Below are 26,616 nucleotides of genomic sequence, written 5' to 3'. Positions count from 1 at the left end.
CCCGAAGTCCTTCGCCGCGGATCTGGAGCCGGTGACGGCCACGACAGTATTGGCCGAACCTTCAGACCAATGCCAAGCGCGCCGACTCTTCTAAGCTCCCGAACGGCGCTTCTGCATTCCCTTGATGATATCTCCAAGAACCAAGCGGTCGCGCAGATCGAGAGATTTCAGTTGACGGTAAATTACGAGCAACTGCTCGTCATCGCCATCTTCGTCCGGCTTCTCACCGACAAGGTGAGCGATGGACACCTCAAAATAATCGGCGAGCTTTCGGACGAGTTCGATCGACGGATTCTTGGCGGTGCCTTTCTCAAGCTCCCAGATATGGGCTTTCGACGCACCAATAGCGTCAGCCACTTCCTGAAGCGATTGCTGCTTTGACGTGCGAAGGTTCTGCAGCCTCATCGCCAACGACACGCCCATGACCTCCTTAGACCCAACTTACCATGAGATCGGGGACATAGAAATCAACGATCGTTCGGTCAAGTGAACGCTTTCGTTCGATCGATTGACTTCGCTTATCGTATGATATATCGAACGATATTGTTATTATCTGTCATACTGGAGGTGACGCTTGGACCATAGCCAGCATAGCATTGCCGAGCCTCGCGGCTGGGCCGTCCACTCGGCGGAACTCATGCTCTTGGATCAACTATCCGGCGGCTGATGAGCGAGCGCGATACGCGCGCAGAGACCATCCGGCACAACACCCTGAGGCCTTGTCGGGGGCGAGTGGCATTGATGTTTCAAACCAAGCGGGAGAATAGGCATGGCTAAGAATACCATCAAATCGCAGGCGCTTGTTCCGGCTGAGCGGCGCCAGACGGCCGTACGCAGGAAAACGGCGACGCTAGTCGTCGTGCCCGCAACGGTCGACACGCTGCTGCCGATCCTCGGCTCCGAATTCGCCGCCGAGAAGCTGATCGGCGACGGAGGCGATGTCACCCGAGAGGGCGGCGTCGGTCTCGTTACCGGCCGCGCCTATGCAACTCGCGAATGCGTCGTTCCCGCAGAAGAAATATTCTACGATCAGGCCGCGCGGCCCGGTGGCAAGGGCGCGTGGCTCGGAGAGGCGGACAAGGTCAGCTGGCGCGATACGGCGAGTGGATACGACTGCATCATGTTGCGTAACACGGATAATGGCTTTCTCTGCGGATATGTCGGCATTCCCAAGGATCACCCTCTCTGGGGCTGGGATGCAAACGCCGTTCCGCCGGACATCGGGATCGATGTGCATGGCGGTTTGACTTATTCAAGACTGTGCGAAGAAGGGCCGAGTCCGACGCGTCGGTTAGCCGTCGAAGCGCGCCGCATCTGTCACGTGACATTACGACCGGCGGTCTACCATCCGGTAGAACACGCAACCGACCACCGGGTCGAAGATTCGCATGCGTGGTGGTTCGGCTTCAGTTGCGATCATGCCTTTGATCTTATTCCGAACGCTAGGCCGAATTCCTCCGGATCGAAGTCCTCGGAGCTTGGACGGATATATCGCGACGACGCATATGTTGTCAGAGAAACGGTCGCCCTCGCAGCTCAGCTGCGAGCAATCGCTGAAGGAGACGCGGCGCCCGCGCGCGATGGCGCGCCGCCGCCGCTCGGCCTCGACCCTCGTCGCGGGGGTGGCCGTGGCTGACTTTGAGCGTCACGTCGGCGAACTCCCGTGGGGCTGGTGGCTTCGAGCCAATCCGCGCGGCTACGAGGATGCCTCTGGGCGAAATTGGGCGAGCGTCAGGGACGCCTTCTGGGAGGGAGAACTTGGATTCCCGCCGGTCCACTTCGCACCCGAACAGCATGAACTGATGCTGAGGGTCATGACCGCGATCGATGCGCGCTGGTTTGGCACGGAGAGCAACCACGATGTTTTCGGCGGGGACATGATGTTCTGGCGATTCTATCTGTGCTGGCTCGCCAGCATCGGTATGGTCGAGACATCGGCGGGGAGGGACCTCTTCGGTGGGGGGCTGAGCTCATTGGGCAGGTCCGTCCTCATGATGCTGCAGGCCACGCGCGAGCCGGAATTCGAGCGCTTGCCAATGGCGGCGGTCGTGGCAGCGGTCAGCGTGAACAAGGGGCTCGACGCCGAGGCGCGGGAGCAGGCGCTGATCGACTTCGAGCGGGAGGTGGGTTTCCGCCGCCATGTGTTCGCGCGCGAAAATCTGGGAAGGCGATACCTGGTGACGTTGACCGGACTTAAGGTTGGCGCGCGAATGCCGACGCGCAATATCGCGTGGTCGCAGTCCTTCGCCGATGCAAATTCGCGCGATGATCTCTTCGCCTGGCTCGCCGAGCGGGTGCACTGTTGGGATGATTGGGGTGAAATCGCCTACCGAAAGGGCGCGTCTGCGCTGACAAGCCATTTGTTGTCGGTCATAGTCGGAGCGGGCGGCCTGGCTCGGTGATCGCTCGTCGCGGGGAAGATGCAAGCTGGCCGTTGAGCGTGGTCTATCATGTCGTCGAGCCGACGGCCAATTGAGCGTGTCCGCGCGATGACGGAGCTTCTGTATTCGCGTAGGACATGACAGCTTTCTCCGGAGGGATGTCTCGGCAAGGAAGCTGTTCAGAACAAGTCGAAAGCGAAATCTATATCACCCGGCAAGGCAGCGATCTTGTTGGGATAATGCTAAACTGGATGTAGGAACCTTCCATATAAATGTTTCACCATGAACGACCGGACACTTTGCAAAATAGTCGCTTCGGCTGGTCGAAATTTACCTGGATGGCCTGTTGATCGCCAATTTCTATCGAACTGGCTTCAGTGATGATCATGTCGCTGGACAATATGGGATGCTCGATCAAGCGAGTTATCGGCTGACCCGCCAATTGGCTGATCGCGATCTCGGGAAGGGTGCAATTCCACAACGTGAGCGAGCTACCATTCCAGTGAAAATTGGAATTTTGCGCGTCGTAACCTTCGCAGCCAATGTGTCCGTCTCGGACATACAAGTACAAATCAGGATGACGTGCTTCAACAGTCCGATTGGCGACCCACCTTATTCCGTCAGCGATATCACATCGCTGCGCGATAGCATTGATTGCGATTTGGTCAATCGACCCGTCCGCTCCTTGGCGCGCCAGTTCGGTTTTCCTAGCGAATCTTAAGTCCATAAGTTCTCTGTGCGTTTTGAGCTCCGCGTTCAGCAAACTTGGATGGTCTGCAAAAATATTGAGTTCAGAAGGTCTGAGTTTATTATCAAGCACTCGAAATTCTAAATCTGATAGATATTCTTCTCTTCCGCACCACTCGTCTCTCAACAGCCGCGGTTTTACCAGTTCGGCATGCGTTGCGCCTCCTGACCATGTCGATAGCGTCTTTAGTGCCTCATGGCGGGCGTCATAAAGCATTGCGGAGAGAACATTTATCCCTGTTTTGCGAAAGTCCTCAAACACGGCGCGTATAGCCTGACCGATCGCATAGCTGTCGGTGCATATCCCTCCTCGTTCTGTGTCGTCGCAATCGCCATATCGAACAACGACAAATGCGCCCGAGGAGAATTCAAGTTCGACCTCGAAATCATAAGTGTCACCGCAGTCTGCCCTTATACCGATCGATGTAATTCGGGGACGCCAATCGAAACCCCTCAAATGCTCATCCACATATTCAAGTATTTCAAGTGCGAGCTTGGACGCTTTGCTCCTGCCCTCATGTCTATACCACATTTTCATTGCGTTAGGCTCCAATGGCACATGACCGCGCCGTTAATTTTTTGAGGGTGGCAGATCGACATGCGCCGAGGCTTGGAGCGCACGGTTTTTCACGGCGACAAGGTGGGCAATTAGTATCATTGCCAAATGAACAGGCCGATGATCAGCGCAGTCTGGAATGCGCTAATGGCATAAAGCCTCCAGGGCTGCGGATTGAGCTGCTCGCGGGCTCGTGCGAGAAACTCTGTGGTCCAGACGCGCATTTCCGTTTCGATGAATTTTTGGAATGAATCACGCGTGTACTTGAATTCCCCGTGCGCCGACGCAAAGTGGGCGGCAAGTTGGCTGACGTCGCGCCCCAGCCGCTCAATTTTTGCAATCCGCATGTCGAGTTGTCCGGCGCTCTGACTGGCGGCGGTAGAAATTTGAGCTACCAGTCGACCCGCCAATTCTTCAGCGTCCTGCATACTCGTCCGCCGCTGCGTTTCCGCGACTGCAATTACCTCTCCCGTGTATTGGGTAGCCCTCAGCAAATCGTTCACGAGGTTGCTCCCGACCTTCAATATGCCTGTCAACAGCCAGACGAGATTGTCCTTTTCAAGGTTGTGTTCTTCGGCGAAGCGCAGGATCAGTTCGACGTCGCCGCTGCCGTACAAATATTTCTCGAGCAGCTCTCGCGCCGAGGTAGAAGACAGAGTTTGCAGATCGATATGGGGCTTTTTCATCAGAAAGGCCTCCATTCGATGCCTTCGAGACCCAGCAGGTCTTCGATCTTCTGGAACTCGCGAACCCATTTGTTAAGCCATGAGGCCATGTTGAGCCGGTCATATTGTTCATAATCGCCACCGACATGAGTCGCGGACTGGGCAAATGTGAGGCTCAGCGCCTCCGCCAGCGCGAACGGCCGCATGGGGGCGGGTGGCATGTCGATGACCTGACCGCCCGCTTCTTCGAACTTGCGACGGACGTTACCGCCGACCGTGCGGCCATAAAAATTAGTGAGAGGTTCGGACGACCAGAGCCGATAGTCGTCATCCCGCACTCCCGCCATATAGCGAGCCCCGACATAAGACACCTCGCCGAAGGTATCGATGGCCTTGCCCACGCCGCGGATAGCAGCAACGGTTGGTCCAAAGGGGACAAGAACGATCGGCTCGCGATCATTGTCGCGAATATGATCGACAAGATCGCGGGCCGTCAGCGATTCAGACAGGGATCCGAAGCGATCGAGCGACCCTGACGGCGTATCGATGATTACAAATTCAGCATCTGATTCTATCGCGTGAAAGATTGGGCGGGCGCCGTCGCGATCGAACAGATCAGCCTTGATAATCCCCTTATAGGGATCCTGCTCAGCGAGCAGTTTGCCAGAATCATCGCGCTCGCCCAAACGCTGAGTCAGAGAGCCATTGGCCTTGTCGGCGTCGACGATCTGGACACGGAAATGACCTTCGCCAGTGGCCCGCAAAACGGTCGCGAGCGCGGTCTCCGTCGTGCTGAGGCCTGCGCCCCCCTTATCTTTGGCGCCGATGACTGCAATGCGGCGTCTTATGTCTCTGGTCGTCATTCGCATTTCTCCTTCGTTTCGGATCAGATTTCTTCTCGAAGCCCGATGCGCGAGGCAAACGGAGGCCATCTTCCTTGGTCTAGGGTCTTCATGAAGCCTGGGGCGGTAAAGGAGCGGCCACGGTCTCGGCGGCCGTTGGCACGGCGGTCTCGGGCGGCTTGCTTGATTGCTCGGCGCCGGACTGCGCTGCAGTCGCATGAGCACCAGATTCGGCACTCGACGCCGCTATCTGGTCCACGTCTGCGAAAAGCTTTCCGGCATTCGCGTGCCAAATTCTCTCGATAGGAGTCGTTGGGTTGTATCCGCCCTTGTGCTTGCAGCAGAAGATCGCGGGGCTGCGTGCTATTTCTTTGGTCGCCATTTAATTTTTCCTTCGTTTGGGATCAGATTTCTTCATCGAGATCGATGCCCGGCTTGAACGGGGTCTCAATCGTCTTGGTCTCGCGCGCTGATGAAGTTTGGGACCGCGTCAGGATGGCTTCATCCTGGGCAGACGGTGGTTCGACGATCTCGGGCGGTTTATCTGGCGGCGCGGGATCGGACGGGGCTGCCGCGGCATGCGGATCCATTTCGTCACTCGACTCCGCGATCTGGTCCATCTCCATGGATGGTTCTTCCGGATTTTCGCGGCGCAGGCGGCTGAGGTACACCCGCAAAGTCTCTGCCGAGATTGCAACGCCAAGCTCATGCAGGAATTCGACGATTTGCGCGTCGGTCCAGCCATTGGCACGGCGAGTAAGGATTAACGGCGCTGCCGTTCGAATGACGCCCATAAGGGGGACGCGCCGCTGAGGAGGATCTTGGACGTCTGCCTCGCGCTGAGCATTGACCACAGTCTCGATGGCCGCGGCATCAAACAATGGACGCTTGCCTTGAGGTAACCTCGTTCGTCCTTCGGATAGCGCTGCGCTTGCGAGCTTTGGTGGGGGCGATGATGTGTTCATCCCAGCATTTTAGTCTGGAGGCATTGACTAAAATGCAAAATGTCACATATTTTTATTCAGGATTAATCTGCGGTCTCATCGGCATGCGGAATTTTAGAGAAAGTTATACTCAATGCGACTGTTCGAACCCGAGGCTGAATTACGAAAGGCCCGGAAAGCGTGCAATTTGACACAGGCTAAGCTCGCACGACGGACTGGCTACAGCCGGGAGACAATCTCGAGGATCGAAAGTGGCCAACGCAAAATGTCACGCGCATTTCGCGATATTCTTTTGCGTGAGGAGGTGTTGGGCAAACATTTGCCTCAAGAAGCCGGTCTAGGCGACGCGCCGGCGGGATGGCGCAATTATCGCTGCTATCTTGCGCGCTGGATCGGAAAACGTTCAATGGCCGATGTTGCACAGGCGGTCGGGATCAGCATCAGCTCGGTGAGGAAGTTCGAACGCGCCGAGGCGACGCCCCGGGGCATCGTGGGAACCCGGCACTCTGCCAACTATTGGGACGTTAGCGAGTCCTATGCCAAGGCGCTCGGTTTCGATGGCGTCGAAGATGCCGAAGCCTATTTGGACGCGAAAGATATCACCCCTTGGCTAAGGCGCATCGCCCGAAAACGCGGCACTGAAGATCGCCTTAAAGCCGCTCGCATGCCGGCGCCTGACTACTGACGTGGCGACGTCGATGGGTTGATCAAACCTAGCGCCAGCAATCTTAGGCCATCGCTGACGATCCGGAGCCTCCTGCCGGGCCATTGCACTGCCTTGTTATGTTATGTCATGTTCGGACATGACGCCCAAGATCACGTTGTGTTCCAGCCTATTAGGTGCGGCTGCGCTATGAGGCGCAATGAAATACCGGTCCATTTTTTTGACACAGGATGGGGCTTCACCTGAGAGGTGAAGCCGACGCCACGGCTGCTCGGCGCTTCGCTTCTTGCAGCCATGGCGAATTCGGCCACGTTAGTAGTAGTCCCACGCTGTAGGTGATTGTTACGGAAGATTAGATTGGCGGCGCCGCGCAGCGCCACCATTTCCCAGTGATGGTCATTGTCGAAAAACCGGCGAAAGAAAAGGGCGGCGCGGGATCCCACCATGCGCGGTCGCTCGCCCGCTATATGGAAACTGCCAAGCGTAATGGTCAGGCTCACGAATTTGGTCTGGATCTTGCCCATTATTTGTTGGCTGACAAGTCGCCCGACGCACCGCAGGAAGAACGCGTCATCGACCTTGGAGGCCTGAGCCAAGGGCAAAACATGGATTGGGCCTCCGCTCGCGATGAAATGGAACGTCGCCTCGCGCTGCGCTCTTCGCGGTCGAAGAAGCCGGCGCGACATGTGATCGCGTCGGTGCACGGCGATGAGAAAATTGATGGCAATTCCTGCAGCCGGATAGCGATGGTGTTGGCCGAAGAACTTGGTTGCACAGATGCGCTGATCTTGTGGACACTGCACGGCGACACCGACAATCTGCATCCGCATTTTTTGATCGTGACCCTTGACGAGAAAGGCGGCGCCACCCCCTTTGGTCCTTCGGGTTTGTCGCATGAAGCAATGCAGCGAGCGTGTGCCCGTCTGGAATATGAGCTTGGACTGAGACCGGAACCAGGGGCTCGCTACGTAGCCGATGCCCAAATGGTTCGCCGCGTTGAGCCGGTTGTGACCAAGCCCGATAAGGCGAAGCAGCCCTCGCCATCACTCAAAACCCTGCAATGGGAGGAAGAAAGCGGCGTCGAGTCTTTTACGCGTTTTTCCCAAAAGCAACTCGCACCACTTCTGCATTCCGCCCGGAACTGGAGTGAGGCCCAGACGGCACTGGCCGAGCACGGCGTGATGGCGGTGCAGACAGGATCAGGCGGCGAGCTACGAAGCGCAGACGGCGTTCATCGCGTCAAGATGTCGGTCGTGGACCGAAAGCTGAGCATGCCGCGGCTAATCAAGAAATGGGGACCCTGGACGACGCCCGAACCGCCTGAGCATCAGTTCATTCCACGCATCATCGACCAGGAAAGGGCGGGAGCCTGGGCGACACGCGACCGGCATCGGACTGCCGCATGCGCTGTTATCCAAGAACGCATCGCTCGGTTAATGGCGGAAAAATTAGCCGCGGTGACGATGCTGGAAGCCGAGCGTCGAATCTGCCGCGCCGAGGTTGCAGCGCTTGCGCCCGACCCTGCGGTCATCGGGGTTGGTGCGCTTCAGTCAGCGGTCTCATCGATGTTCAAATCCCGGATCGCCGACGTTCGGGTGCAATATGATGCCCGGATCGCTGCGCTCCGCCAATTGCGGGCTCAAATCGACGAATTCCCGGATCCTGCGGCGGTCGATCTCCCATCTCTCGAGGGAAGCGATGCGTCGTTTGATCTGCCATGGTCGCCGATTCAGCCGGGCCCGCGCGAATTGCACGGCTATCGGTCCGTCGAAGTGGGCGATGCGACCCAATATTGGTCCATCGAAGAAGGCATTCGGCAGCCTGCATTCGTCGAACGCGGCAACCGCATCTGGCTACAAAATACTTCCGACGCGACCCTTCGGGCTGCGCTGTTGGTAGCAATGAATCGTCATGGAGATGTCGCAGCGTTTGGCGGCAAGGACTTTATTCGCCAAGCTCAACGGCTCGGCGCAGAACTCGGGATAGCCGTTCAAGCCCGTCCGATCTTGCAGCCAGAAACGGTGCGCATGCGTTCGCGGCGTGCTGAGCGCTGGTACGCGGCTATCGACGCTGCTGCAGGCCGCAGTCAAAATGTCGCATCCCATACTGCGGACCCAAGCACCGAGGCCGACAGGGCGGGCGGTATCGACCGTGATGTGACAGCATTCCCGGTCAATGCTTCGGAAGGATATCGGCTGCCTATGCGCCTGCGTCGCCGGGTCCGGGCTGTCGTCGCACAGCGGCTGGCCCGCTGGGACTGGGATCCCGGAGAATACCGCGAACGTGACACAAGCGTCGCCCGCGCGGGTCCGCATAAATACACTGATGCCGATCGCCGGTCGGGGCCAATCAGGCCAGATGAGCCGAGAAACACGATGCAACAGGCCCGAAGCCGGCCACCCGCTGATTGGTCGCGATGACCGAATTTACTGTTCACCAAGGAGAATTGCAGTGCCGACCAACGATGTTTTCCAGCCGAGCCAGTTCCAAACCCTGCGGCGAGATGACGACCATATCAGCCCAGTACTCAGCCATCCGGCATCCGGGGTGACGTTGACGCCCGATCCCGCTTGCACCTCGTGCCGGGCTGCGATGTGGCTATTCGACACCGACATCCGCTGCTTCTGCAAAGTGCTCAAGGAATATACGTGGGGACGAGGGCGTGATCCGGTCATCGCCTGTGACGAGCGCGAAGCCTTGGCCGAAGTCGCTGAAGAAGCAAGCCGCGGATCGGATTGATCCGCAGAGTACGTTTCGTCGACACCACAGGCGCAACGTCGTTCTTCTGCTCATGTACCAGTCTATGGGGAAGAGACTAATCGGCAGCCGCCGCCGCCGATCACCGGCTCCCAGAAATACTTGCCACCCATAAATGACGACCACCCCTGCGGCGCAGCCGCAGACCGACCTCGCATGTTCGCCAAATGGAAAAGCGGGACGCGCCTTCGCGCCCGCTGAACAATGGAGACGCTGACGCGGGAAGCGAGGAACAGGGTGAAAGGAAAAGAGGCAGGAGTTCTGTCTCGGATCCCTGATCCTCCGAAAGGAGAATATCGTGAACGAGTATCAACTTCCCAAATGCCTGCAGGTGATCGGTCTGGCGTGCATTCCCGTCAACGACATACCAGACGAGCATCCGGCGCTGGCACGCAGGCCGGTTGCGGCGGCGGTCCTGACGATGGTCGATCAAGATGATGGTCATCGCTGGATCAACACGATCTGCGTCTCCGACGCGCGCAAGTCGGAAATCCCATTGCCGCACTTGCTCGACAAGACGCTGTTGCCGGCCGCAGTCCAGATCGTGTCCACGGCCGATCGCATGACGTTGGCGATGGACGCGATGAGCCGGCGCTTCTTCGTTGAGCCGGCGCTTGCCGATCTCTGCTTTGGCGAGACGGCTATCGATCCCGCCGCAATGGGTAACCATGGGTTCGATGAGCGAACAGCGTGCCGTCGCTTCTCGATCCCGATGCCCGAGATCGGCGATGCGGACATCGAGCTGGCCTGGTCGCGCTCCGCGCCGGCGGCAGCCGAAGACCATGCGCTTCGCATAGCGACGGCACGCCTGATGCTGTGGGCGCATGTCGAAGCGTTCCGCAGCGCGCGGCCGGAACCCTTCTTCGAGACCATGCTGGCGCTTCGCGACTGGATCGATGCCAGCGAGTATCTGACAGCCGCGCTCGCCGATATCGGGAACTCACGCCCAATTCGCCGCGCAGACTCGTTCGCGCACCATTATCGCGACTATCGACAACGCCTCGCTGCGGGCGACGAAACCGCGAGATGGGTCAGCTTCGAGGACGGCCTGTTCCACGCCTGAGCGCGCCTAACGCGTAAACTCACTATCGATGAAAAAATGGCCTCGCTGCTCGGGTCGCTCGAGCAGCGAGGCCTGCGAGCGTGCATATGCACAACGCTTCGCATGCGATGGGCCGCTGTCACGGCCGACGGCGGGCCACTAACGACCACTCTTAAATATCCGGTAAATCAACGCCCGGCAGCCGCTGCGGTGCCGCTTCGCCGTTTCTCCATCACACACAAACTCAGCAAGGGGACCGCAGCGATGCGGCCCCTTTTTATTCGTAGAAAGAAGTACCAAATGACGACCATCCACAACATCCGCCCGTTCAACACCCGCTATGTGATCCGGGACCGGTCAAGCCGCTATACGCCCGAACTCTTGCGCACCCACCGCACGGCGCAGGCGAGCTACGCTTACATCAACCGCCAGAACAGCGTCGATGAATGGGGTCCGACGCCGAACTGGGCGTCGCGCTCTGACCTTGCGGCGGCGGGCCGATGTGCTCCTGCCCGCGCCGCCGGACCCAAACTGGGGGGAATCGCGCTGTGGGCACAAGCGGACGAGAATGCGGCCCGGTATAGGCCCGACGAGCCGACCATTGCACATTGCGTCGGCAGCCTGCCGCGTCATGAGGATCTCGCCTTCTGGCGCAATCTGATCGAAGGCTTTGCCGAGGATTTTCTTGTGGCCCGCGGCATGGTGGTCGACTGGGCGATTCATCATCAGGCGGAAAGCGACGATCAACCCGAAATCGCGCCGCACGCGCATCTCCTCATCACCTTGCGAGGATATGACCCCGAGCACCGCGATTACGGCAAGGTCCGGCAGAACTGGCTGCGGACGGACAATTCTCGCAAGCGCCTCGCGGAGCGTTGGTGGGATCGGACCGGGATCGTCCCGCCCGAATATGTCATGGCAGCGACAACGCAAAAATCCCGCTGAGATCGTGTCGGCACCGAGCACCGGTAACGCCCGGTGCCGGACGTTCTGAATATCAATTTGCTGTTTCTGGCACCTTGGAAGGATCGGGCAGCCATGCCTACAGGCCGGAATGGGGAGAGGAATTGAGCGGAGAGGATGATCTGAAGATCAGAGGAGAAAAGAAATGTTTATCGTCGGACCAATTGCCGTGGTCGTTGCCGTGTGTGCCACCGTCATTTTTATGCGCGAAATGCCGCGCCTGTTTGCATTGCTCATCGTCCGGATCGCCGACCGGCTGTCGGCAGCTAGGCACACTCAGATAGTGGAAGCGCTTAACGGCCGCAAAGTGCCAGCGACTTGGACGGCGGCGTCGGAAGATCGCAAGTTGTTGCACGCCGCCATGCGCTCTACGATGCGTGTGACGACGTTTCGCTCGCTCTATCCTCTGAACCGCTGAAATCGGCTGTTAGGCCCATTTTGACTGCGACAATTTACCAGAATGATTTGCATGCGGTTCGCCTCGCCCGCAAAACACGGCATTCTCTAATTTCGAACCGTGTGACTCGAGGAGCCAATGTCTCCAAGGAAGCGGAGATCTCAGATGATGGCTTTTCGGGGAAATGCTTACCTCCCGGTCAATTGGCGATAGAGCGACACGATCTCCGACTTTGACAAGCTCGGATTGCCCGCCACGTTGAGCGCGACCCTGGTAAAGTTGAGCCGTTTCATTATTGGCTCCACCTCGCCTCGAATGAAATAGTGGGAAGACGGACTCCGCGTGAAGTCTCGGTGCACGCGGCCTGCTCGCGCACCGACGCGCTGTATCGCGAAGTCGGCTCGATCTGGCGTCGTAAAGCTAAAATCCCGGTGATGGATTGCGACATGTTGCAACTCTCGCAGCTCATCGCGACGCTCCCAGATCTGGAATATAGCCGGTACGTCGTACGGCTTGGACCTGAATAGGAACGCGTCACGCTGCACAGTCTCCTCGTGGATTAGATGGAAGTTACGATCGAGGCGATTTTCTATGGAAGCCTTCCGAAAGGTTCGCGGCAGTATCAGTGCGATGACACTCGCCTGCCATGCAGCATGGTTGAAGAAGCGTACTGCCATACTGGCACTCCGGCCGAACGGCGGATTGCCGACCACAGCCACCTCTCGTTCGCTGCGGATTTCAACAGATAGGAAATCAGCTGTAACTATGCCAGGGAACTTTGGATCAACATCAAACGCCAAGCTCCCTTGGGGCATCAGCATGAAAAACGATCCCGTACCGGCGCTCGGCTCGACTAGCTGGTATCGCTCTGGATCGCATAATTTCCGGAAAGATCGATAGAGTTTTTGTGCTACGTGTTGACGTGTGTAATACTGGTCAAGCAGTACATCACTCGCTTCCATAAAATTTTTCATTTTTACACCTTCGAGACAAAATTCAATCTCGTCGGGCATTTGTATTTTGCCGACCCTAGGTTTTAGGATGGCCGGCAGGTTCTCCCAAGCTGATGAGTGATTTTTTTTCAGATATTCTATTTTTTGGCTATAGAAGACATAATATATATGGGCGTCATATTGCATTTAAGGTCGGCAGAAGGCCGGATTTGCGCGGGGGACATCGCGGCGGGGGTGCGTAGGCGAATGGATGCGCTTGCCTTTCGGGACAAGCAACAAGGCGCCGCTGATCTCGGTACAATCGCCCGTTAAGCCACTTGCTGTTCAGGAGCCGGGCTAGCGGATGCGGGTCGAGCAAGTTCCTTCTGGGACGCTTCCGCTACGCGCCTCATATCGGACGTTCGAAAGAGCGTCGGAACAGGTTGAAAGGGCAGCCCTTCAAGTGATCGCAATGTCCGCAACCGCCAGCGCACTCTGCTGTCGAACGCGACGCGGGCCCATATGTCGGAGTTCGGGATCGTGGCGCCGGTGGCGCGCATTGGGCTCGCGCGCCTGCTGGCGATAGTCGCCGAAAAAGATGACGAGAGGATTCCGCGCGATGGCATCTGCCTGGAGATGCTCGGAGCGCAGCTTACGGTCGTGAAGGAGCAGATCCTCGAGAACGACCGACTTATCCGAGCGAGTGCGCGCGATACAGAAGTCGGGCAGCGGCTGATGGAGATCCCAGGCGTAGGCCCGCTGCTTGCGCGCGCCTTCGTCGCCAGCGTCGCTGATCCGCAGGTATTCAAGACATGCCGTGACCTTGCTGCATGGATCGGCCTCGTGCCACGACAGAACTCCAGCGGCGGGAAGGAGCGGCTCGGCGGCATATCGCGTGCGGGCAACCAGTATCTGCGCCAGATGGTCGTTGTTGGGGCGATGGCGGTAATCCGTCACGCAGAACGACGCGGTACCAAGCGGGTCTGGCTTATCGAGCTGATGAAGAGGCGTGCCACGAAGGTCGCGGCCGTCGCGCTCGCGAACAAGACCGCGCGCATGGTCTGGACAATGATGACGAGCGGCGAGCACTACCGCGAACCGCAGGTCGCGCACGCATAGGAGATCAGGCGCCGGGCAAGGCGTCGCCGAGGTTGGGAAGGGCAGACAGGAGCTGATGCACAAAGCCGGTTGAAATCGCCGGATCTGGAAAACCCATTTTGGCCGGTGCACTCCGAGTGCGAGCAATTGGTCGGGGCCCGATCCGCGCGAAAGTCATCATGGCCAGCGGCGCATGACAAGGCCGCATCATAGGCCGACACATGGCTGCACCAACCAGCAACTGCATCATCCAGAAACCGCTTGCCAACGGAGGGCCGTCCACACACGGCCATCTCATGCCTTGGAAATTCCAGCCAAATTCTGATCAATGTGTGGCACTGTTAAGATGTTATGAAAAACGGCGACCCCCGCACTTTCGACGTGGCGCTCGCCGAGCATAAGCTCGCCTTCGACGCTTGATGGAACCGCCCGAGGATCCTTTGCATAATTGAAAGCGAAAATATGGTCGCCCGCCTGCCGAAGACGCAGCCCTTCTGGTAAATCGTGGGTGGTTAAGTCGGTGTTGCTGATGGCGCGAACAAGAAGCTCGTGCACGAGATTCTGAGTCGGCCAAGCGCCAAGATAGCGGATACCGCCCGCGCGCCAGCTGGCAATCGTGCCATCCCCAGCGATCAGCTCGGGCTCGGCGTCGGTTTCCAAATGTTCCAACCATTGCGTGATTTGCCAGTCGTCGCCGCAATGCTCCAATCCGGGGCGTAGGCTCTCGACCCGCGCGACCTTGCCCGGGAACAATGGGCCGGGCGGCAGTCCATTGGGAATGGCGAAATCATTATCACGACTGCCCGAACGAGGCCCGATCACGACCTGACCCTTGAATTGCTCCAGATTACGCAGCAGTATCTCAGGCACGATCGGCAAACACGGGACGACACACAGCGCATAGCCGTCGAGCGATGCGGAAGGATGGACGATATCAACGTTCAGCCCCATTCGGCGAAGCCCCGAGTAAAAGTTGAATGCTGCCCATAGCGCTGATAGGCCTGCGCCTTGCGGCTGGATGCTCGTCACCCAATCGGCATCATATGAAAATATCAGAGCAACTTGGCGGGGCGCCGAGCCCAACGGGCCGAGTTCACGAATCTCGTTCGCAACCTGCGCGACCTCGCCTAGCGCCGGCGCGGGTCCATCGTCGGGTCGAAGCAGGCCGGCGTGCAATTGTTCTTGCCCGAACGGCGCTTGTCGCCAGCGAAAATAGCTGACCAATTCAGCGCCATGGGCCATCGCTTCCAAGGTCCAAAGTCGGACCATCCCGGCCATGGGCGCTGGATTATGCCGCGCCCAGTTTACTGGTCCCGGCTGCTGCTCCAAGACCCACCACCGGCCATTCGCCGCACATCCGCGATACAGATCATGATGAAAAGCTGCGATGTCGGGGTGGCCCTGGCGTGCGTAAGCAAGCTTATCTGCATCCGAAAAGCGGAAAGACTCAAGAAAGCCGAGCGGGTAGCTGTCCCATCCGACCGCGTCGAGATCGGCCGCAACGTCATGATGGTCGAACTCGGTGAAGAAGCCCATGAAATTATGGACGACGTCGCGTTCCGGCGACAATTCGCGCAAGATATCGACCTGCGCCCGGTTGAACGTCGCCACTTCATCCGACGCAAAGCGGCGGAATGCCAGCCAATGAGCCGGGTTTGCCTCGGTGACCGTCAGATTGGGCAGGTCTATTTCGTCGAAAGCACGATACTCCATGCTCCAGAAGACATTGCCCCAAGCCAAATTGAGCGCGCCTATTTCGTTATAACGGGCTGCCAGCCAGCGCCGGAATCCGTCCCTTGCGGCGTCGGAAAAGCTCAGCACCGTGTCATGACAGCCATATTCATTGTCGGTCTGCCAAGCGACGATGGCGGGATGGCGACCGTATCGCTGCGCAACCGCGCGCGTGATACGCGCCGCCTCGGCGCGGTAGCCTGCATGGCTGAAACAATAGTGGCGCCGCGATCCGAATTTGCGGGGCCTTCCGTCGCGGTCTACCGCCAGCATATCGGGCATTCGATCGATCAGCCATTTGGGCGGCGTCGCCGTCGGTGTGCCGAGGATGACACCCAATCCCGCGTCGTGAAGCGTTTCGATGGCGCGATCGAGCCAAGCCCAGTCAAATCGTCCCGGTTCTGGCTCGATCCGCGACCAGGCGAATTCGCCGATGCGCACATGCGAAAGGCCGGTTTCGACCATTCGGCGCGCATCTTTCGCCCACTGTTCTTCCGGCCAGTGCTCGGGATAATAGCATACGCCGAGCCGCATGCGCTGGTGCGGACAAATCGCCGTTGGACTGCTGATTTTCAATTTTCTTGCTCTTCCGATGCCGACTGGCCAAAAGTCTATTGGCGAAACATCCAATTAAATCCGCGCACCGGCGTATTTCCGTGAACGGTTCGATCGAGGTACGTCGACGTGACTGATGCTCTTAAAAGACCGGCCAAAATATCGCGAAAACGCGTTCGTCTGGCGCCGCAAGAACGGCAGTCGCTTATCCTCGATCACACCGCAGAGATCGTCGCCCGCGACGGCGTTTCGACGCTGTCGATGGACAGCATCAGCCGGCAGGCGGGTATCAGCAAGTCGCTGGTCTATAATTATTTCCCCAACGTCACCGATCTTTTGCGGCAGTTGCTGCAACGCGAATGGCGGCGACTGCGTCGGCTGCAAGCCGAGGCTGCCGAAAAGGCGGAAACCTTTGAGGGGTTGGTACGAGCGGTGACGCATGTGTACCTCAAATATATCGATGAGCGCGGGCTCTTGATCGAGCGCCTGCAAGCTGAACCTTCCGTCTCCGCTATTCATGATCCGACCGAATTCGGCCGCGACAGCGCCGTCGATTATCTCGCCGACATTGTCGCCGACCATTTCGGTCTGCCGACCGACATCGCTAAGGCGGCGACCGATATCAGCTTTGGTTTGCCAGCGGCAGCGGGGGCGTATCTGTTGCAGCGGAAAATGAGCCGCAAGGAGCTGGAAGATCTGACGGTGACGATGATCCTTGGAACCTTGAACGAGCTCAAGCGCGATTACACGAGCCGGCGGCAGCCGATCCGGCGGCGCCGACCGCAGTTCTGATCCTGTCATGCGGCGGCCATAAGCAGTTCCGGTGTGTTCACTTGCGGCGTTTCGCCGCTCGCACGCGTGGGACGCAGACCAAATTCGGCCTGGATGGCCTCCAGCGGCTGATCTAGCCGATCTTCAAAGCGGATAAACTGAATGCTTCGCGCAGACCGGCCGTGGCCCCAGCCGTCGGTAATCGCATCCATGGCCGGCTTGATTAGATGGGGATCAACCAGTGCCATATGGCCGGTCACGACGGCAATCCACATCGCCGCATAAGGAAAATCCATTTGCGCGAGTTGAAAAGCCTGAAGCGCGAGTTCGCCCAGCGGCGTCGCTGGGTATCCCGTCAGTACGTGATGAAGATCATGCGTCTGAAACCCGCGTAAAACCTTGTAGGCTAGCGCATCAGGCATTCGGTCGATCTTTCCGCTGGTGCGCAGCTCATCGTGCCGTGCGCGATACCCCGCTGCCAACTGTTCGACCAGATCGTTCTCAACCATGAATGCGCGATACGCGTGACCGAGCGTGCCGGGCTGGCAGTCATCCAACGCCGCGAGGCGGAAGGCGGGCGCCAGCCATGCCTCCCGTGCCAAAGGTCCGTGCTCCGGATGATCCAGAATGGCGGCTTCATATTTGGCGATGGCGTCCGCCGGTGCGGTTTCCCACCATTCGTTGTAGAGCCAGTCGATGCCATGGCTGTAGAAATTGTCGATGCTTTTGAGAAATTTCTCACCAAAACCGCGCTCGATGGGGGTGATCATTAAGGGTCTCCTGAAATTGGGGCGTGCTATTTGGCGAGCGTTCCACCATCGACAGGCACCAGCGCGCCGGTCATGAAAGCTGCGGCATCGCTCACCAGAAAGGCCAGAACGTCGGCAATTTCTTCGGGCGTTCCATAGCGACCCATTGGCGTGCCCTGCGCCAGTTGCGGTCGCGCCGCTTCAGGGTCGCTCGGCGACAAGCGGCGTTCAAGCTGGAACATCATTTCGGTCGCGGTCGGGCTGGGGCAGAGGGCAAGCACCCTTACCCCGTCGGGCGCAAGGGCAATCGCGGCTGACTTCGTCATGCCGTTCACCGCGAACTTGCTGGCGGTATAGCCGAAGATGTTGCCGCTGCCGCCGAACCCCGACACCGAAGATGTATTGACGATCACCCCGCTGCGCTGCGTCTGCATGCAGCGCCCGACATATTTGATGCCAAGATACACGCCGCGAACATTGATCGCCATAATCCGGTCGAATTCATCTTCGGGATAATCGATGGCGTTGGCGATAGCGCCCGAAATGCCCGCGTTGTTGAAGAGGATATCGACCTTGTCGCCCAAGGTAAGGGCAAGATCGATCGCACCTTGCCAATCGGAGGTCTTGACGACGTCTCCGGAAAACGCTGCGACCCGGCCCGCAGATAAGGCAGCGGAATAGTCGGCGTCCGGACGGTCGAACGCAACGACACTTGCGCCCCCCGCGCAGAGCCTTTGGACCGCGGCAAGTCCAATGCCGCGCGCCGCACCGGTGACGATGGCAACACGGCCCGCCAGCGATTGTTCGATCATGATAGTTCAACCTTTTCGTCTGGAAGCAGGGGGTGCTGCGCTACAAATGCGGTGATGAGCTGCGCGCAGCGCGCGGGTGCATCGCGGTGCGGCACATGGCCGGCATCGGCGAGCCGTTCCAACCGAGCATCACGACACGCTTGGGCGGCGGCCTCGGCCATGGCTGGTACAAACACCGTGTCCTGATCGCCCCACAGAATCAAAGCGGGGGTCTCGATAAGAGGGGCTAGCACCGAAGCGGGCAAGGGGGCGCAGGCATCGACGGCAGGCACGTCAAAGGGCGCGGCGCGGTACCACGCCAGCATCGCCTGCCATACGCCTGACCCGGTCCACGCCTCGCGATAGGCCTCCAAATCGGCTTCGTCGATCTGACCGGCTTGCCGCGGCGCGCTCAAAAAACGATCGAGAAGGGCTTCGACATTAGCCTCTTTGAATACGGCGTCAGCCTCGGTGGACCGTAGGAAGCGAATATATTGGGACGCCAGACGCTGGTCTGCGTCATGCCATATCAGGTGCTGGAATACCGCCGGCGGAGCGGCGTTGAGTGCAATAAGTCCCGCGACACGCGCAGGATGGCGCTCCTCAACCGCGAAAGCCAGAACGCCGCCCCAATCATGGCCGCATATATAGGCGCGGGGGATGTCGAGCGCGTCCAGAAGCGCAACAACATCGCCGACCAGAAGATCGAGCCGGTAATCGGCGACGGATCCGGGGCGAGAGGTTCTACCATAGCCTCGCAGATCGGGTGCGATCAGACGAAATGTGGGCGCCATGCGATCGGCCAACGGGCGCCACGCCGCGGCATGGTCGGGAAAACCGTGGAGAAGCAGCATGGGTGGCCCGCTGCCCTGCTCTAGATAATGCATGTCGAGGCCGCCGACGGGAATGGTTCGGCTTTCTCGCTTTGCCAACGTGACACCGCGGGGCATATCCGTACCGGTCATGCCGCCGCGCCGGCGGCTACGCTTCGATAAGCAGTCCGGGCCGTATCGATGAGCTGACCATCGGGTTTCGCCAACATGGCGCCAACGGTCACCCCGGCACTTGGTCCCGGTTGAAGCAACTCAAAAATATTGCCGTCGGGGTCGCGGCCGAAAGCGACCCGCGCAACGCCGAACTTCATCGGGGCGCCGTGCATTTCGACACCCGCCGCCGCTAACCGCGCGTAGTCGGCGTCGATGTCATCACTCTCGAAGCAAAGGTGATTCCAGCCTATTTCGGCGGCATTCCGCCGTGCTACGGAGATTGTCGCGGGCTGCCGATATTGCCAGAACTCAAGCTCTGCATTGGCGAGACGGAGCCACGCTCCGTCGAATTGTACGTCCGCGATGCCGGCAACGATGTCGAATTTGCGGTCGGGACCGAAGCTGCCGCGCTGATGGACATCGATTCCTGTCAGCATTGCGTAAAATCCGCTGAGGCGTTCGATGTCGGGCGTCACCAGCGCGGTGTGAGCGAACCAGGACCGCGTTGCTGCCGGCGGTGCCCAAGGAGTTCCCTCCAATTCGAGCAAATTGCCCTCGGGATCGCGGATATAGGCGTAGCTGTTTCCCGTCCCCAAGCCTGCTGGCCGTGCGTGCGCGCTGGCACCGGAGGCGCACATTGCGTCGAAGAGGGCGTCGGATATGCCGGTTTGAAGGCAGATATGTCTTATGCCCGCTGTATAGACTTCGCGCTCGCCAAAATCGCCGTCCCATTCTGCCGAGAACTGAAAAATTTCGAGACAACCCAGCGCCCCTTGCAAAAATGCCCCGCGGGCACCGGCATTGGGCAATTGCAACATTGTGCGATTGGCGTCGCTGTCGGCAATTTCGAAGCGGTAAAGGAGCGTAAAGCTGCGCTCCCGGGTATAAAATGCGATCGCTGCGTCGAGATCACGGACCGACAGCCCGGTGTGGTGAATACCAGTGATCATGTCAGGACTCTCCCTTGCCCACGGTGGCAAGTCGCGCATCGATCTCGCCGCGAATGGCGCGGTGGCGTTCCGCCGTCAGGCTGTATCGCCAAGACAAGGCTGCCGCGATGAGCACGAGAACACAAGGGATGAAACTGTAGCTGATGGTCAGCATGAACAATGGTTGTGCGCGCGTCTCGCCCGCTGAGGTATAGCCCACGGCGCCGAGGATCAGCAGGGGAAGCCCGGCTCCAAGCGCATAGCCCATCTTTTGCACCATCGCGATGGCGGCAAAAAACAGTCCTTGCTGACGGTCGAGGGACTCGGCGGTATCGATATCGACGGTGTCGGCAACCATCGCGTTGGGCAGTATTAGCACGCCGCCGTAACAGGTCCCCTTCAGCAAGAAGAGGGCAGTAAAGATCGCCGTGCCGCCGACGGGCACAAAAAACATCAGGGCATTCGTGATTGCCACGATCACGAATGCCACCGTCAAAGCGCGATGCTTTTCGACGCGTTTGGCTAGCCATACCCAAAACGGAACCAGCGCCAGCGCGGTCAGGAAATAGAGAAAATAGATGATACCGATGTTGCTGACGCCAACGACATCACGAGCGAAAAAGATCGTGATCGTCTGCCGGAATACCTCGCCAATCGTGGCGATCAGCACCACGGTCGTAACCAGCAGAAAGGCGCGGTTCGACCCCAGCATGCGGAGCGCGCTGCGGAGATCGAAAGGCACCTTGCGGATCGGTGCGGCAGGTTCGGGAACCAGAAAAAATGCGATAGCCGCACAGACCGGAAGCGCGATGAAAATGAATGTGCTGATAGTGGCCATGACATCCGCACTTGTCGCGCCCGGCTGCAACAGCACATACGCCGGAATCAACGTCGATATGATCAGGCCGAGAATGCTGAAAAATTGCGAAACCGAGCTGATGCGTGTTCTGAGGTCATAGTCCGACGAGAGCTCCGCCGCCCAGGCATTATAGGGCAGCTGGATCAGGGTGAAGCCGAAATAGACGAGCGATACCGCCAGCAGGAAATAAAGGATATCGACCCCCGGGGTGGGCCGAAACAGCATATAGACCCCGGCCAGCATGGTGACTGTGCCAAAGAGCAACCACACCCGCCGACGGCCGATGCTGGGGCGCCAGCGATCCGACAAGATGCCGATGATCGGGTCGGTCACAAAGTCGGAGAGTCTTGCAATGATCAGGGCGACGCCAATCATCTGCAAGCTCAGGTTGAGCTGGCCGGAATAAAGCGGGGCCAGATAAATAGCGATCGGCAGACCGATCGTGCCGAGCGGTAGTTGCACCGAACCAAAGGCGACAATTCTCCAGAACCCAATGGCGGGATCAATGGCTGCGGATCGGGTCACGCGCGCAGCGCCTTACACGCGCGGCGCATGTGAATTATGCATATCATTCGAGCCAGTGGCACTGGTCTCTCTCCTTTTACCAACCGCCTTACATCGGAAAGATGGAATGACCGCCGTCAAGAACCAACGCCTGGCCGGTCATGAAATTGCTCTGCTGCGACGCAAGATAGACCGCGATCCCCTCCATATCCTCCAACTTGCCGATTTCACCCGATGCGGCGCGGCGGCGGCACGCATCCTGAAAAGCCTTAGGGGTATTGAGCGACATTTCGGTCTCGATGAAGCCGGGAAGTATGGCGTTAACCTGGATGGACTTTGGTCCCAGTTCGACTGCGAGAGAACGGACCAAGCCGGTAACTGCCGCCTTGGTCAGGCAATAGCCTGCGGAGTTCGGTAGTCCCAGAAGCGCCGCTACCGACGAGGTGACGACAAGCTTTCCTTTCGCCTTCCGGTCCAGCCAATGGCGCGTGGCCAGCTGGAAAGTGTCGATAACGCTCAATATGTTGAGGTCATTCGTGGCCGTCCAGGAGTCGCGGTCGAGATCGACAAAGGCACCCCGGACGCCCGCGCCGCCTGCATTGGCAAAACAGCTGTCGATGTGGCCAAAAGCCGCGACAGTTTCTTCGAAGGCAGCGGCTGAAGAGGCTTGATCGGTGACATCGGCCACAAAGCTTCGCGTGGTCCCGCCTATTTGTTGCAGGGCCTCGACCGCGGCGGCATTTTTTTCCTCGCTCCGGCCCCAGATCGCCACGCTGGCGCCCGCGCGCACAAGTCCAGTGGCCATCGCGAGGCCAAGCCCCCCATTGCCGCCCGTCACCAATGCGACATGGCCGCCGAGATCGAACAATTTTCCGCTCACGGTCATTCGCCTGCTTTCTTATGATGCATTTCTAATCCTCTTGCCCAGCGGCGCTGAAATCCGCGCCAATATTCGGGTTGGTCATCGCCAGCGACCTGTCCTCCCCATTGCTGTCCAAAACGGCTTGGCCATTGGCCATCGTTGGAGACGGCCGAGGGCACATCCAGATAGGCAGATCTGCTCGCATCGCCCTTGAGCTGGCGATCTAGAAAGGCGACGATGAAATGTTGGTTGATCGCCGCGATCCGCTCTTTGCGCCAAACCGGATCGGTCAACGATTCGATGACTGCAAACTCGGCGTTGGGGGGCAATGGCAGTGCGTTCCCGGCAATATTGTGTGCGGCTTCGCGAAACACGAGCAGGTGGCGACTACTGCCCTTGCTCTGCTCAAAAAGCCTTTGAACCCCTTGTTTGAAATCGACGACGTCGTCGCCATCGCCGCTGATGTAGAGTAGCGGTGTTTTTAGTTTGCTGAGTTCGGCATCGCTCCATACGCCCGCCTCCGGTTGACCGCCCCACGGCGCAATCGCGACGACCGCTTTTATCTGGGAGGCGAGCGACGGGTCTGGCGCGGGCATCGTACTCCGGACGGCCGGCGGTAGTTGGGCGAAGGCGGGCGCTACGGGATCGATTGCCGCGCCCGCGGAAATAAGCGCGCCATAACCGCCCATCGAATAGCCGATGAGTCCGACGGCGGAACCGTCGATGCGCGCCGCGATCGCGGGCGCCGCCAGCCTTCCCGTCAGCAGAGCGTGCAAGACCTGCTGCTGGTCCGAGGATCGGGTCAAAAGCACCGTTCCGAACGACGTGGCAAAGGAGGCGGCGTCGCTAAACGGCAGATCGCGATGATCTATCGAAGCGACGATGTAGCCGCGGGACGCCAGAGCCTCTCCGAGCCCGCTGAAATGCTCAGCCCATCCGCCATAACCGTGCGAAATCAGTACCAGCGGGTATTTTAGAGGCGTCGCCGGAGGGGGACCCGCGACTGCAATCCCGGTTTCTGTCAGTTCAATCGGCCGCTGACCGGGCAAGGCGTGCCTATGACGATAAGTCGTCGGCAGCGCAGAGGCTGCGCGCGTCGCGGGATACCAGATCCGAACCCCAACCGAACGCGTGCCGACCGTCATTTCCCGATATTCGGTTCCGACGCCATAGTCTCCCAAGCCTGACAATGCGGGCATTTCCGCTGAAGCTTGCCGTGCTCCAGGCTGCTCGGCGTGAGCCGTCCCTTGCGTCAGCGTCAGCGCGGCTGCAACCGCAGCGGCGGCAAGTCGGCGGGCGACTCTAGTCACAGCGCCGCGCCGCGCCGCGCCGCGAGCCGCCGGAAAGCGGCCGGCGAAGGATATGTCCTTCGCCGGCCCAGGCGGAGAGGCTGGTCGCCAGATTGGACCAGTTGGTGCTCAACGGAACCCGACATGCAAGCTCACGCCGAAGGTGCGGGGATCGAGCAGAAACGCGCTGCGAAAGCTCCCGACGAGGTTGGAATTGGCCTCAAGGAAGGTGATGCTGTCTTCATTCGTCAGGTTTTTCACAAAAGCGGTCAGGCTCCAGTCCTTGTCGCCGTTGGCAACCTGGACCGAGGCATCGAGTTGTTTCCAGCTGCCGACGCGGTCGGCCGGAACATTGAACTCGCGCGAGTAGAAACCCGCCTGCGAGTAGAAATCGACCCTAGGACGTACGGTCCAGTCATTTCCGGCTTCGATCGTGTACTCCGCGGCCAGCTTGAGGGTGCGGCGCGGCGCATTAGGCAGCTGATTGCCCTTGATCTGAAACAGCGCACTGCCGCGCGTCGGATCGGAGGAACGAAAATCGCTGCGGATCGAGGTGTCGAGCAGGCCGAGGGACGCTTCGAGGCGAAGCGGATCGGTTGGCGTCAGCACCAGTTCGGCCTCCAAGCCGCGAACCCGTGATTTGGGAATATTTACGTTTGCCACCGCCGTGCCGACGAGATTGCCGACGATCAGGTCGGAATAGTCGTAGTTGAACGCCGCAAGGTTCAGGCGGCCATTGCCGTTGAGGAACGTGTTCTTGATCCCAAGTTCATAGGAATCGATCGCTTCCGACCCAAAGACCGGGATCGTGTTGTTCCCGGGGTTGAAACCGCCCGATTTAAATCCCCGCGAGAAGGACAGATAAACATTTGTGTCGGCTGTGAAGGACAGGTCGGGATTCCAGCTGACGATGGCGCGGCCCGTGACCTTGTCGAATTTTTCGTCACCGATGAAATAGGGGCCGAGCACGAAGGTGCCCGACGCGGTCTCGATATGCTTCTTATCTTCGGTATAACGAAGGCCGCCGGTCAGCTTGAGAGTCGGCGTGATATCGAAATATGCTTCGCCAAACACCGCGTAGGATTTGACCTGCCCCAAGCGGGTGTCGAATTTCGAAACGGCGCCGCGCGTCAAATTGGCAGGCGCCCATGTGTCGACATAGCCCGACGTCCGCGCGTTAAGATAGAAGCCCCCGAAAATGAAATTGAAGGGTCCGTCAAACTGTGAAGACAGGCGCAGTTCCTGGCTGAATTGGCGTGCGGTGCCGCCCCCCGTCTGCGACGTGCGATAGTCGGTCGTTGTGACGGGCCTGCCAGAGAGCAAATAGGTCAGCAGGCCATTGCCCTTGCCGTCATTCGGCACAACCAGCGTACCAAAGGTGCCCGGATTGAACGCGTTGGGTCGGTAGCCCTGGTCAAAATCGCGCTCGCTGGTGTTTTTCCCGTCGCGCAGTCCGGTGACCGAGGTCAGGGTCAACGCACCGAATTTGTGGCTCATCTCCAGCGTGGCAAGAAAGTCCTCGGCCTTCTGAAAGGGCCTCACGTCGATGGCCACTTCGCGAAGGTTGCGCGGATTGGGCGCGAATGTTCCCCCACGCACGACGCCGGGGAGCAGAAAGCTGTCGATGAGGAAGTTGCTGGTCGGAAACCCGGTCGATGCCGACGCAGGCGAACAGCCGAATGCCGGGTCGGGCGTGCAGAGCGACTTGGCAGCGTTCTGGCGATCCGAATCTTCCTTGAAATAAGTCAGGGTGAGATCGATCAGCGTCGAGGAGGTCGGCTCGAAGCGCGTGCTCGAGCGTAGCGTGAACTGGTTTCGCCCATCGACATTAGCGCCGTCGAGTAGATTTTTCGTATAACCGTCGCGGTTGATGTAGTTCGCGGCGAAGCGTTGTGAAAGCCCGGGAGCGAGCGGAATGTTGAGCGCCGCGCTGGCACGTACGCCGCGCGGGCTTTCGCCCTGCAGATCGACATAGCCTTCGAACGCGTCGGTCGGTCGCCGGGTCACGAAGTTTACCGCGCCGCCGGTGGTGTTGCGGCCAAAAATCGTCCCTTGCGGCCCGCGCAAGACCTCGATGCGCTCCATGTCGAAGAAATCGCCAAAGCTGCTTCCCGACTGGAGGAACACGCCATTGACGAGAACGCCGATATTGGTGTCGCCTGTGCCGCCAAAGGATTGCGATCCGACGCCGCGGATCGTCAAGTTGCGGTTGGCGGAAAGCGTCACGTTCGGCGCGTTGAACTGCAGATCCTTGCTATCTTCAATTTTTGCGGCCTCGAGGGCGGCAGCATTGAGCGCCGTGATCGCGATGGGAACGTCCTGAACGTTTTCGGCCCGCTTTTGTGCAGTGACGATGATCGTGTCGCGATCGTCGGCCTCAGCGCCGTCCGCTGGGTCGGTTTGGGCTAGCGCGGTTGGGGCGGTCAAAGCCCACAATAGCGCAATTGCCGAGGAGCCCGCACTGCAGTTGAATCTTTTGGACATTTTTATCCTCCCACCATTCTTGTTGACGCCTTGTCTAATATAAATGGACATATAGTCAATAGAGAGATTGCATCGGCGCTTTAGGCGGCATTATGGCGCCATTCAGCTCGGTATATTG

General features: G+C 59.0%; 26 protein-coding genes and 1 pseudogene. 11 read left to right on the top strand and 16 right to left on the bottom strand.

Annotation, left to right across the window (positions count from 1 at the left end; genetic code table 11):
- Positions 1-90: 90 nt before the first annotated feature.
- On the bottom strand, positions 91-423 hold the full coding sequence (locus KEC45_RS17850) for a helix-turn-helix domain-containing protein (protein ID WP_062186695.1): 333 nt from the start codon (positions 421-423) through the stop codon (positions 91-93).
- A gap of 346 nt (positions 424-769) precedes the next feature.
- Here KEC45_RS17850 and KEC45_RS17845 point away from each other — a divergent pair, with 346 nt between their 5' ends.
- Entirely contained in the window at positions 770-1,636 is an 867-nt protein-coding gene (locus KEC45_RS17845) for a hypothetical protein (RefSeq protein WP_242774278.1), read from the top strand.
- Positions 1,629-2,402, top strand: a complete 774-nt coding sequence (locus KEC45_RS17840) for a hypothetical protein (protein WP_242774281.1) — start codon at positions 1,629-1,631, stop codon at positions 2,400-2,402. Before KEC45_RS17845 ends, KEC45_RS17840 begins: the two co-directional genes overlap by 8 nt.
- Before the next feature lie 256 nt (positions 2,403-2,658).
- Here the strand turns inward: KEC45_RS17840 and KEC45_RS17835 are convergent, their stop codons facing one another.
- From KEC45_RS17835 to KEC45_RS17815, 5 genes are all read right to left on the bottom strand, one after another.
- Positions 2,659-3,666, bottom strand: coding sequence for a hypothetical protein (locus KEC45_RS17835; RefSeq protein ID WP_242774284.1), 1,008 nt, complete (start codon positions 3,664-3,666; stop codon positions 2,659-2,661).
- 116 nt (positions 3,667-3,782) lie between these two features.
- Positions 3,783-4,370: a hypothetical protein gene (locus tag KEC45_RS17830; protein WP_242774287.1), complete on the bottom strand. Its 588-nt coding sequence runs from the start codon at positions 4,368-4,370 to the stop codon at positions 3,783-3,785.
- On the bottom strand, positions 4,370-5,212 hold the full coding sequence (locus tag KEC45_RS17825) for a ParA family protein (protein WP_242774291.1): 843 nt from the start codon (positions 5,210-5,212) through the stop codon (positions 4,370-4,372). The genes KEC45_RS17830 and KEC45_RS17825 overlap by 1 nt, the downstream gene beginning before the upstream one ends.
- Positions 5,213-5,300: 88 nt before the next feature.
- Positions 5,301-5,573, bottom strand: a complete 273-nt coding sequence (locus tag KEC45_RS17820) for a hypothetical protein (RefSeq protein WP_242774294.1) — start codon at positions 5,571-5,573, stop codon at positions 5,301-5,303.
- Positions 5,574-5,595: 22 nt separating this feature from the next.
- On the bottom strand, positions 5,596-6,072 hold the full coding sequence (locus KEC45_RS17815; RefSeq protein ID WP_242774298.1) for a hypothetical protein: 477 nt from the start codon (positions 6,070-6,072) through the stop codon (positions 5,596-5,598).
- Between the two features lie 196 nt (positions 6,073-6,268).
- On the opposite strand from KEC45_RS17815, the pseudogene KEC45_RS21995 reads away from it, so the two are divergent.
- The 7 genes and pseudogenes from KEC45_RS21995 to KEC45_RS17785 all read left to right on the top strand — a co-directional run.
- Positions 6,269-6,355 (top strand): annotated as a pseudogene (locus KEC45_RS21995) (hypothetical protein); the annotation flags it as partial.
- Positions 6,356-6,400: 45 nt separating this feature from the next.
- Positions 6,401-6,820, top strand: a complete 420-nt coding sequence (locus tag KEC45_RS17810; protein ID WP_242774301.1) for a hypothetical protein — start codon at positions 6,401-6,403, stop codon at positions 6,818-6,820.
- 371 nt (positions 6,821-7,191) lie between these two features.
- Entirely contained in the window at positions 7,192-9,219 is a 2,028-nt protein-coding gene (locus tag KEC45_RS17805; protein WP_242774311.1) for an LPD7 domain-containing protein, read from the top strand.
- Positions 9,220-9,250: 31 nt separating this feature from the next.
- The gene (locus tag KEC45_RS17800) at positions 9,251-9,538 is read left to right on the top strand and encodes a hypothetical protein (protein ID WP_242774314.1); all 288 of its coding nucleotides are present in this window, start codon (positions 9,251-9,253) and stop codon (positions 9,536-9,538) included.
- A gap of 316 nt (positions 9,539-9,854) precedes the next feature.
- Positions 9,855-10,619 carry a hypothetical protein gene (locus KEC45_RS17795; RefSeq protein ID WP_242774318.1) on the top strand — a complete coding sequence of 255 codons (765 nt, stop codon included), beginning with the start codon at positions 9,855-9,857 and terminating at the stop codon, positions 10,617-10,619.
- A gap of 189 nt (positions 10,620-10,808) precedes the next feature.
- The gene (locus KEC45_RS17790; protein WP_252171216.1) at positions 10,809-11,543 is read left to right on the top strand and encodes a MobA/MobL family protein; all 735 of its coding nucleotides are present in this window, start codon (positions 10,809-10,811) and stop codon (positions 11,541-11,543) included.
- Between the two features lie 163 nt (positions 11,544-11,706).
- Positions 11,707-11,979, top strand: a complete 273-nt coding sequence (locus KEC45_RS17785) for a hypothetical protein (RefSeq protein WP_242774324.1) — start codon at positions 11,707-11,709, stop codon at positions 11,977-11,979.
- A gap of 167 nt (positions 11,980-12,146) precedes the next feature.
- Here KEC45_RS17785 and KEC45_RS17780 read toward each other — a convergent pair whose 3' ends face one another.
- Positions 12,147-13,097: an SAM-dependent methyltransferase gene (locus KEC45_RS17780; RefSeq protein WP_242774327.1), complete on the bottom strand. Its 951-nt coding sequence runs from the start codon at positions 13,095-13,097 to the stop codon at positions 12,147-12,149.
- Positions 13,098-13,412: 315 nt separating this feature from the next.
- Here KEC45_RS17780 and KEC45_RS17775 point away from each other — a divergent pair, with 315 nt between their 5' ends.
- Positions 13,413-14,009: an IS110 family transposase gene (locus KEC45_RS17775; protein ID WP_242774331.1), complete on the top strand. Its 597-nt coding sequence runs from the start codon at positions 13,413-13,415 to the stop codon at positions 14,007-14,009.
- A gap of 273 nt (positions 14,010-14,282) precedes the next feature.
- On the opposite strand, the gene KEC45_RS17770 is transcribed toward KEC45_RS17775, so the two are convergent.
- Positions 14,283-16,349: a beta-galactosidase gene (locus tag KEC45_RS17770; RefSeq protein ID WP_252171215.1), complete on the bottom strand. Its 2,067-nt coding sequence runs from the start codon at positions 16,347-16,349 to the stop codon at positions 14,283-14,285.
- A gap of 54 nt (positions 16,350-16,403) precedes the next feature.
- On the opposite strand from KEC45_RS17770, the gene KEC45_RS17765 reads away from it, so the two are divergent.
- Positions 16,404-17,066 carry a TetR/AcrR family transcriptional regulator gene (locus KEC45_RS17765; protein WP_242774337.1) on the top strand — a complete coding sequence of 221 codons (663 nt, stop codon included), beginning with the start codon at positions 16,404-16,406 and terminating at the stop codon, positions 17,064-17,066.
- A 5-nt stretch (positions 17,067-17,071) separates the two neighbouring features.
- Here the strand turns inward: KEC45_RS17765 and KEC45_RS17760 are convergent, their stop codons facing one another.
- From KEC45_RS17760 to KEC45_RS17725, 8 genes are all read right to left on the bottom strand, one after another.
- The gene (locus tag KEC45_RS17760; RefSeq protein WP_242774340.1) at positions 17,072-17,815 is read right to left on the bottom strand and encodes a Coq4 family protein; all 744 of its coding nucleotides are present in this window, start codon (positions 17,813-17,815) and stop codon (positions 17,072-17,074) included.
- A gap of 26 nt (positions 17,816-17,841) precedes the next feature.
- Positions 17,842-18,606 carry an SDR family NAD(P)-dependent oxidoreductase gene (locus KEC45_RS17755; protein ID WP_242774343.1) on the bottom strand — a complete coding sequence of 255 codons (765 nt, stop codon included), beginning with the start codon at positions 18,604-18,606 and terminating at the stop codon, positions 17,842-17,844.
- Positions 18,603-19,550 (bottom strand): alpha/beta hydrolase, encoded by a 948-nt coding sequence (locus KEC45_RS17750; RefSeq protein WP_242774347.1) that lies wholly within the window; start codon positions 19,548-19,550, stop codon positions 18,603-18,605. Before KEC45_RS17750 ends, KEC45_RS17755 begins: the two co-directional genes overlap by 4 nt.
- Positions 19,547-20,560 (bottom strand): VOC family protein, encoded by a 1,014-nt coding sequence (locus tag KEC45_RS17745; protein WP_252171214.1) that lies wholly within the window; start codon positions 20,558-20,560, stop codon positions 19,547-19,549. The genes KEC45_RS17750 and KEC45_RS17745 overlap by 4 nt, the downstream gene beginning before the upstream one ends.
- Positions 20,523-21,884: an MFS transporter gene (locus KEC45_RS17740; protein WP_242774361.1), complete on the bottom strand. Its 1,362-nt coding sequence runs from the start codon at positions 21,882-21,884 to the stop codon at positions 20,523-20,525. Before KEC45_RS17740 ends, KEC45_RS17745 begins: the two co-directional genes overlap by 38 nt.
- 88 nt (positions 21,885-21,972) lie before the next feature.
- On the bottom strand, positions 21,973-22,731 hold the full coding sequence (locus tag KEC45_RS17735; RefSeq protein WP_252171213.1) for an SDR family NAD(P)-dependent oxidoreductase: 759 nt from the start codon (positions 22,729-22,731) through the stop codon (positions 21,973-21,975).
- Positions 22,732-22,745: 14 nt separating this feature from the next.
- Positions 22,746-24,035 carry an alpha/beta fold hydrolase gene (locus KEC45_RS17730; protein WP_252171212.1) on the bottom strand — a complete coding sequence of 430 codons (1,290 nt, stop codon included), beginning with the start codon at positions 24,033-24,035 and terminating at the stop codon, positions 22,746-22,748.
- A 108-nt stretch (positions 24,036-24,143) separates the two neighbouring features.
- Positions 24,144-26,498, bottom strand: coding sequence for a TonB-dependent receptor (locus KEC45_RS17725; RefSeq protein ID WP_242774367.1), 2,355 nt, complete (start codon positions 26,496-26,498; stop codon positions 24,144-24,146).
- Positions 26,499-26,616: the final 118 nt, after the last annotated feature.

The organism is Sphingopyxis sp. USTB-05 (assembly GCF_023822045.1).
Taxonomy (GTDB): domain Bacteria; phylum Pseudomonadota; class Alphaproteobacteria; order Sphingomonadales; family Sphingomonadaceae; genus Sphingopyxis.
This window is presented reverse-complemented; position numbering and strand designations above follow the sequence as displayed.

What these genes read in the sequence shown, in the direction of transcription:
- KEC45_RS17785 (WP_242774324.1), top strand. Translation starts at nt 11,707, where the DNA reads ATGTTTATCGTCGGACCAATTGCCGTGGTCGTTGCCGTGTGTGCCACC.
- KEC45_RS17760 (WP_242774340.1), bottom strand. Translation starts at nt 17,815, where the DNA reads ATGATCACCCCCATCGAGCGCGGTTTTGGTGAGAAATTTCTCAAAAGC.
- KEC45_RS17725 (WP_242774367.1), bottom strand. Translation starts at nt 26,498, where the DNA reads ATGTCCAAAAGATTCAACTGCAGTGCGGGCTCCTCGGCAATTGCGCTA.
- KEC45_RS17780 (WP_242774327.1), bottom strand. Translation starts at nt 13,097, where the DNA reads ATGCAATATGACGCCCATATATATTATGTCTTCTATAGCCAAAAAATA.
- KEC45_RS17830 (WP_242774287.1), bottom strand. Translation starts at nt 4,370, where the DNA reads ATGAAAAAGCCCCATATCGATCTGCAAACTCTGTCTTCTACCTCGGCG.
- KEC45_RS17845 (WP_242774278.1), top strand. Translation starts at nt 770, where the DNA reads ATGGCTAAGAATACCATCAAATCGCAGGCGCTTGTTCCGGCTGAGCGG.
- KEC45_RS17775 (WP_242774331.1), top strand. Translation starts at nt 13,413, where the DNA reads ATGTCGGAGTTCGGGATCGTGGCGCCGGTGGCGCGCATTGGGCTCGCG.
- KEC45_RS17755 (WP_242774343.1), bottom strand. Translation starts at nt 18,606, where the DNA reads ATGATCGAACAATCGCTGGCGGGCCGTGTTGCCATCGTCACCGGTGCG.
- KEC45_RS17820 (WP_242774294.1), bottom strand. Translation starts at nt 5,573, where the DNA reads ATGGCGACCAAAGAAATAGCACGCAGCCCCGCGATCTTCTGCTGCAAG.
- KEC45_RS17825 (WP_242774291.1), bottom strand. Translation starts at nt 5,212, where the DNA reads ATGACGACCAGAGACATAAGACGCCGCATTGCAGTCATCGGCGCCAAA.
- KEC45_RS17850 (WP_062186695.1), bottom strand. Translation starts at nt 423, where the DNA reads ATGGGCGTGTCGTTGGCGATGAGGCTGCAGAACCTTCGCACGTCAAAG.
- KEC45_RS17805 (WP_242774311.1), top strand. Translation starts at nt 7,192, where the DNA reads ATGGTCATTGTCGAAAAACCGGCGAAAGAAAAGGGCGGCGCGGGATCC.
- KEC45_RS17810 (WP_242774301.1), top strand. Translation starts at nt 6,401, where the DNA reads ATGTCACGCGCATTTCGCGATATTCTTTTGCGTGAGGAGGTGTTGGGC.
- KEC45_RS17750 (WP_242774347.1), bottom strand. Translation starts at nt 19,550, where the DNA reads ATGACCGGTACGGATATGCCCCGCGGTGTCACGTTGGCAAAGCGAGAA.
- KEC45_RS17835 (WP_242774284.1), bottom strand. Translation starts at nt 3,666, where the DNA reads ATGAAAATGTGGTATAGACATGAGGGCAGGAGCAAAGCGTCCAAGCTC.
- KEC45_RS17745 (WP_252171214.1), bottom strand. Translation starts at nt 20,560, where the DNA reads ATGCGCGACTTGCCACCGTGGGCAAGGGAGAGTCCTGACATGATCACT.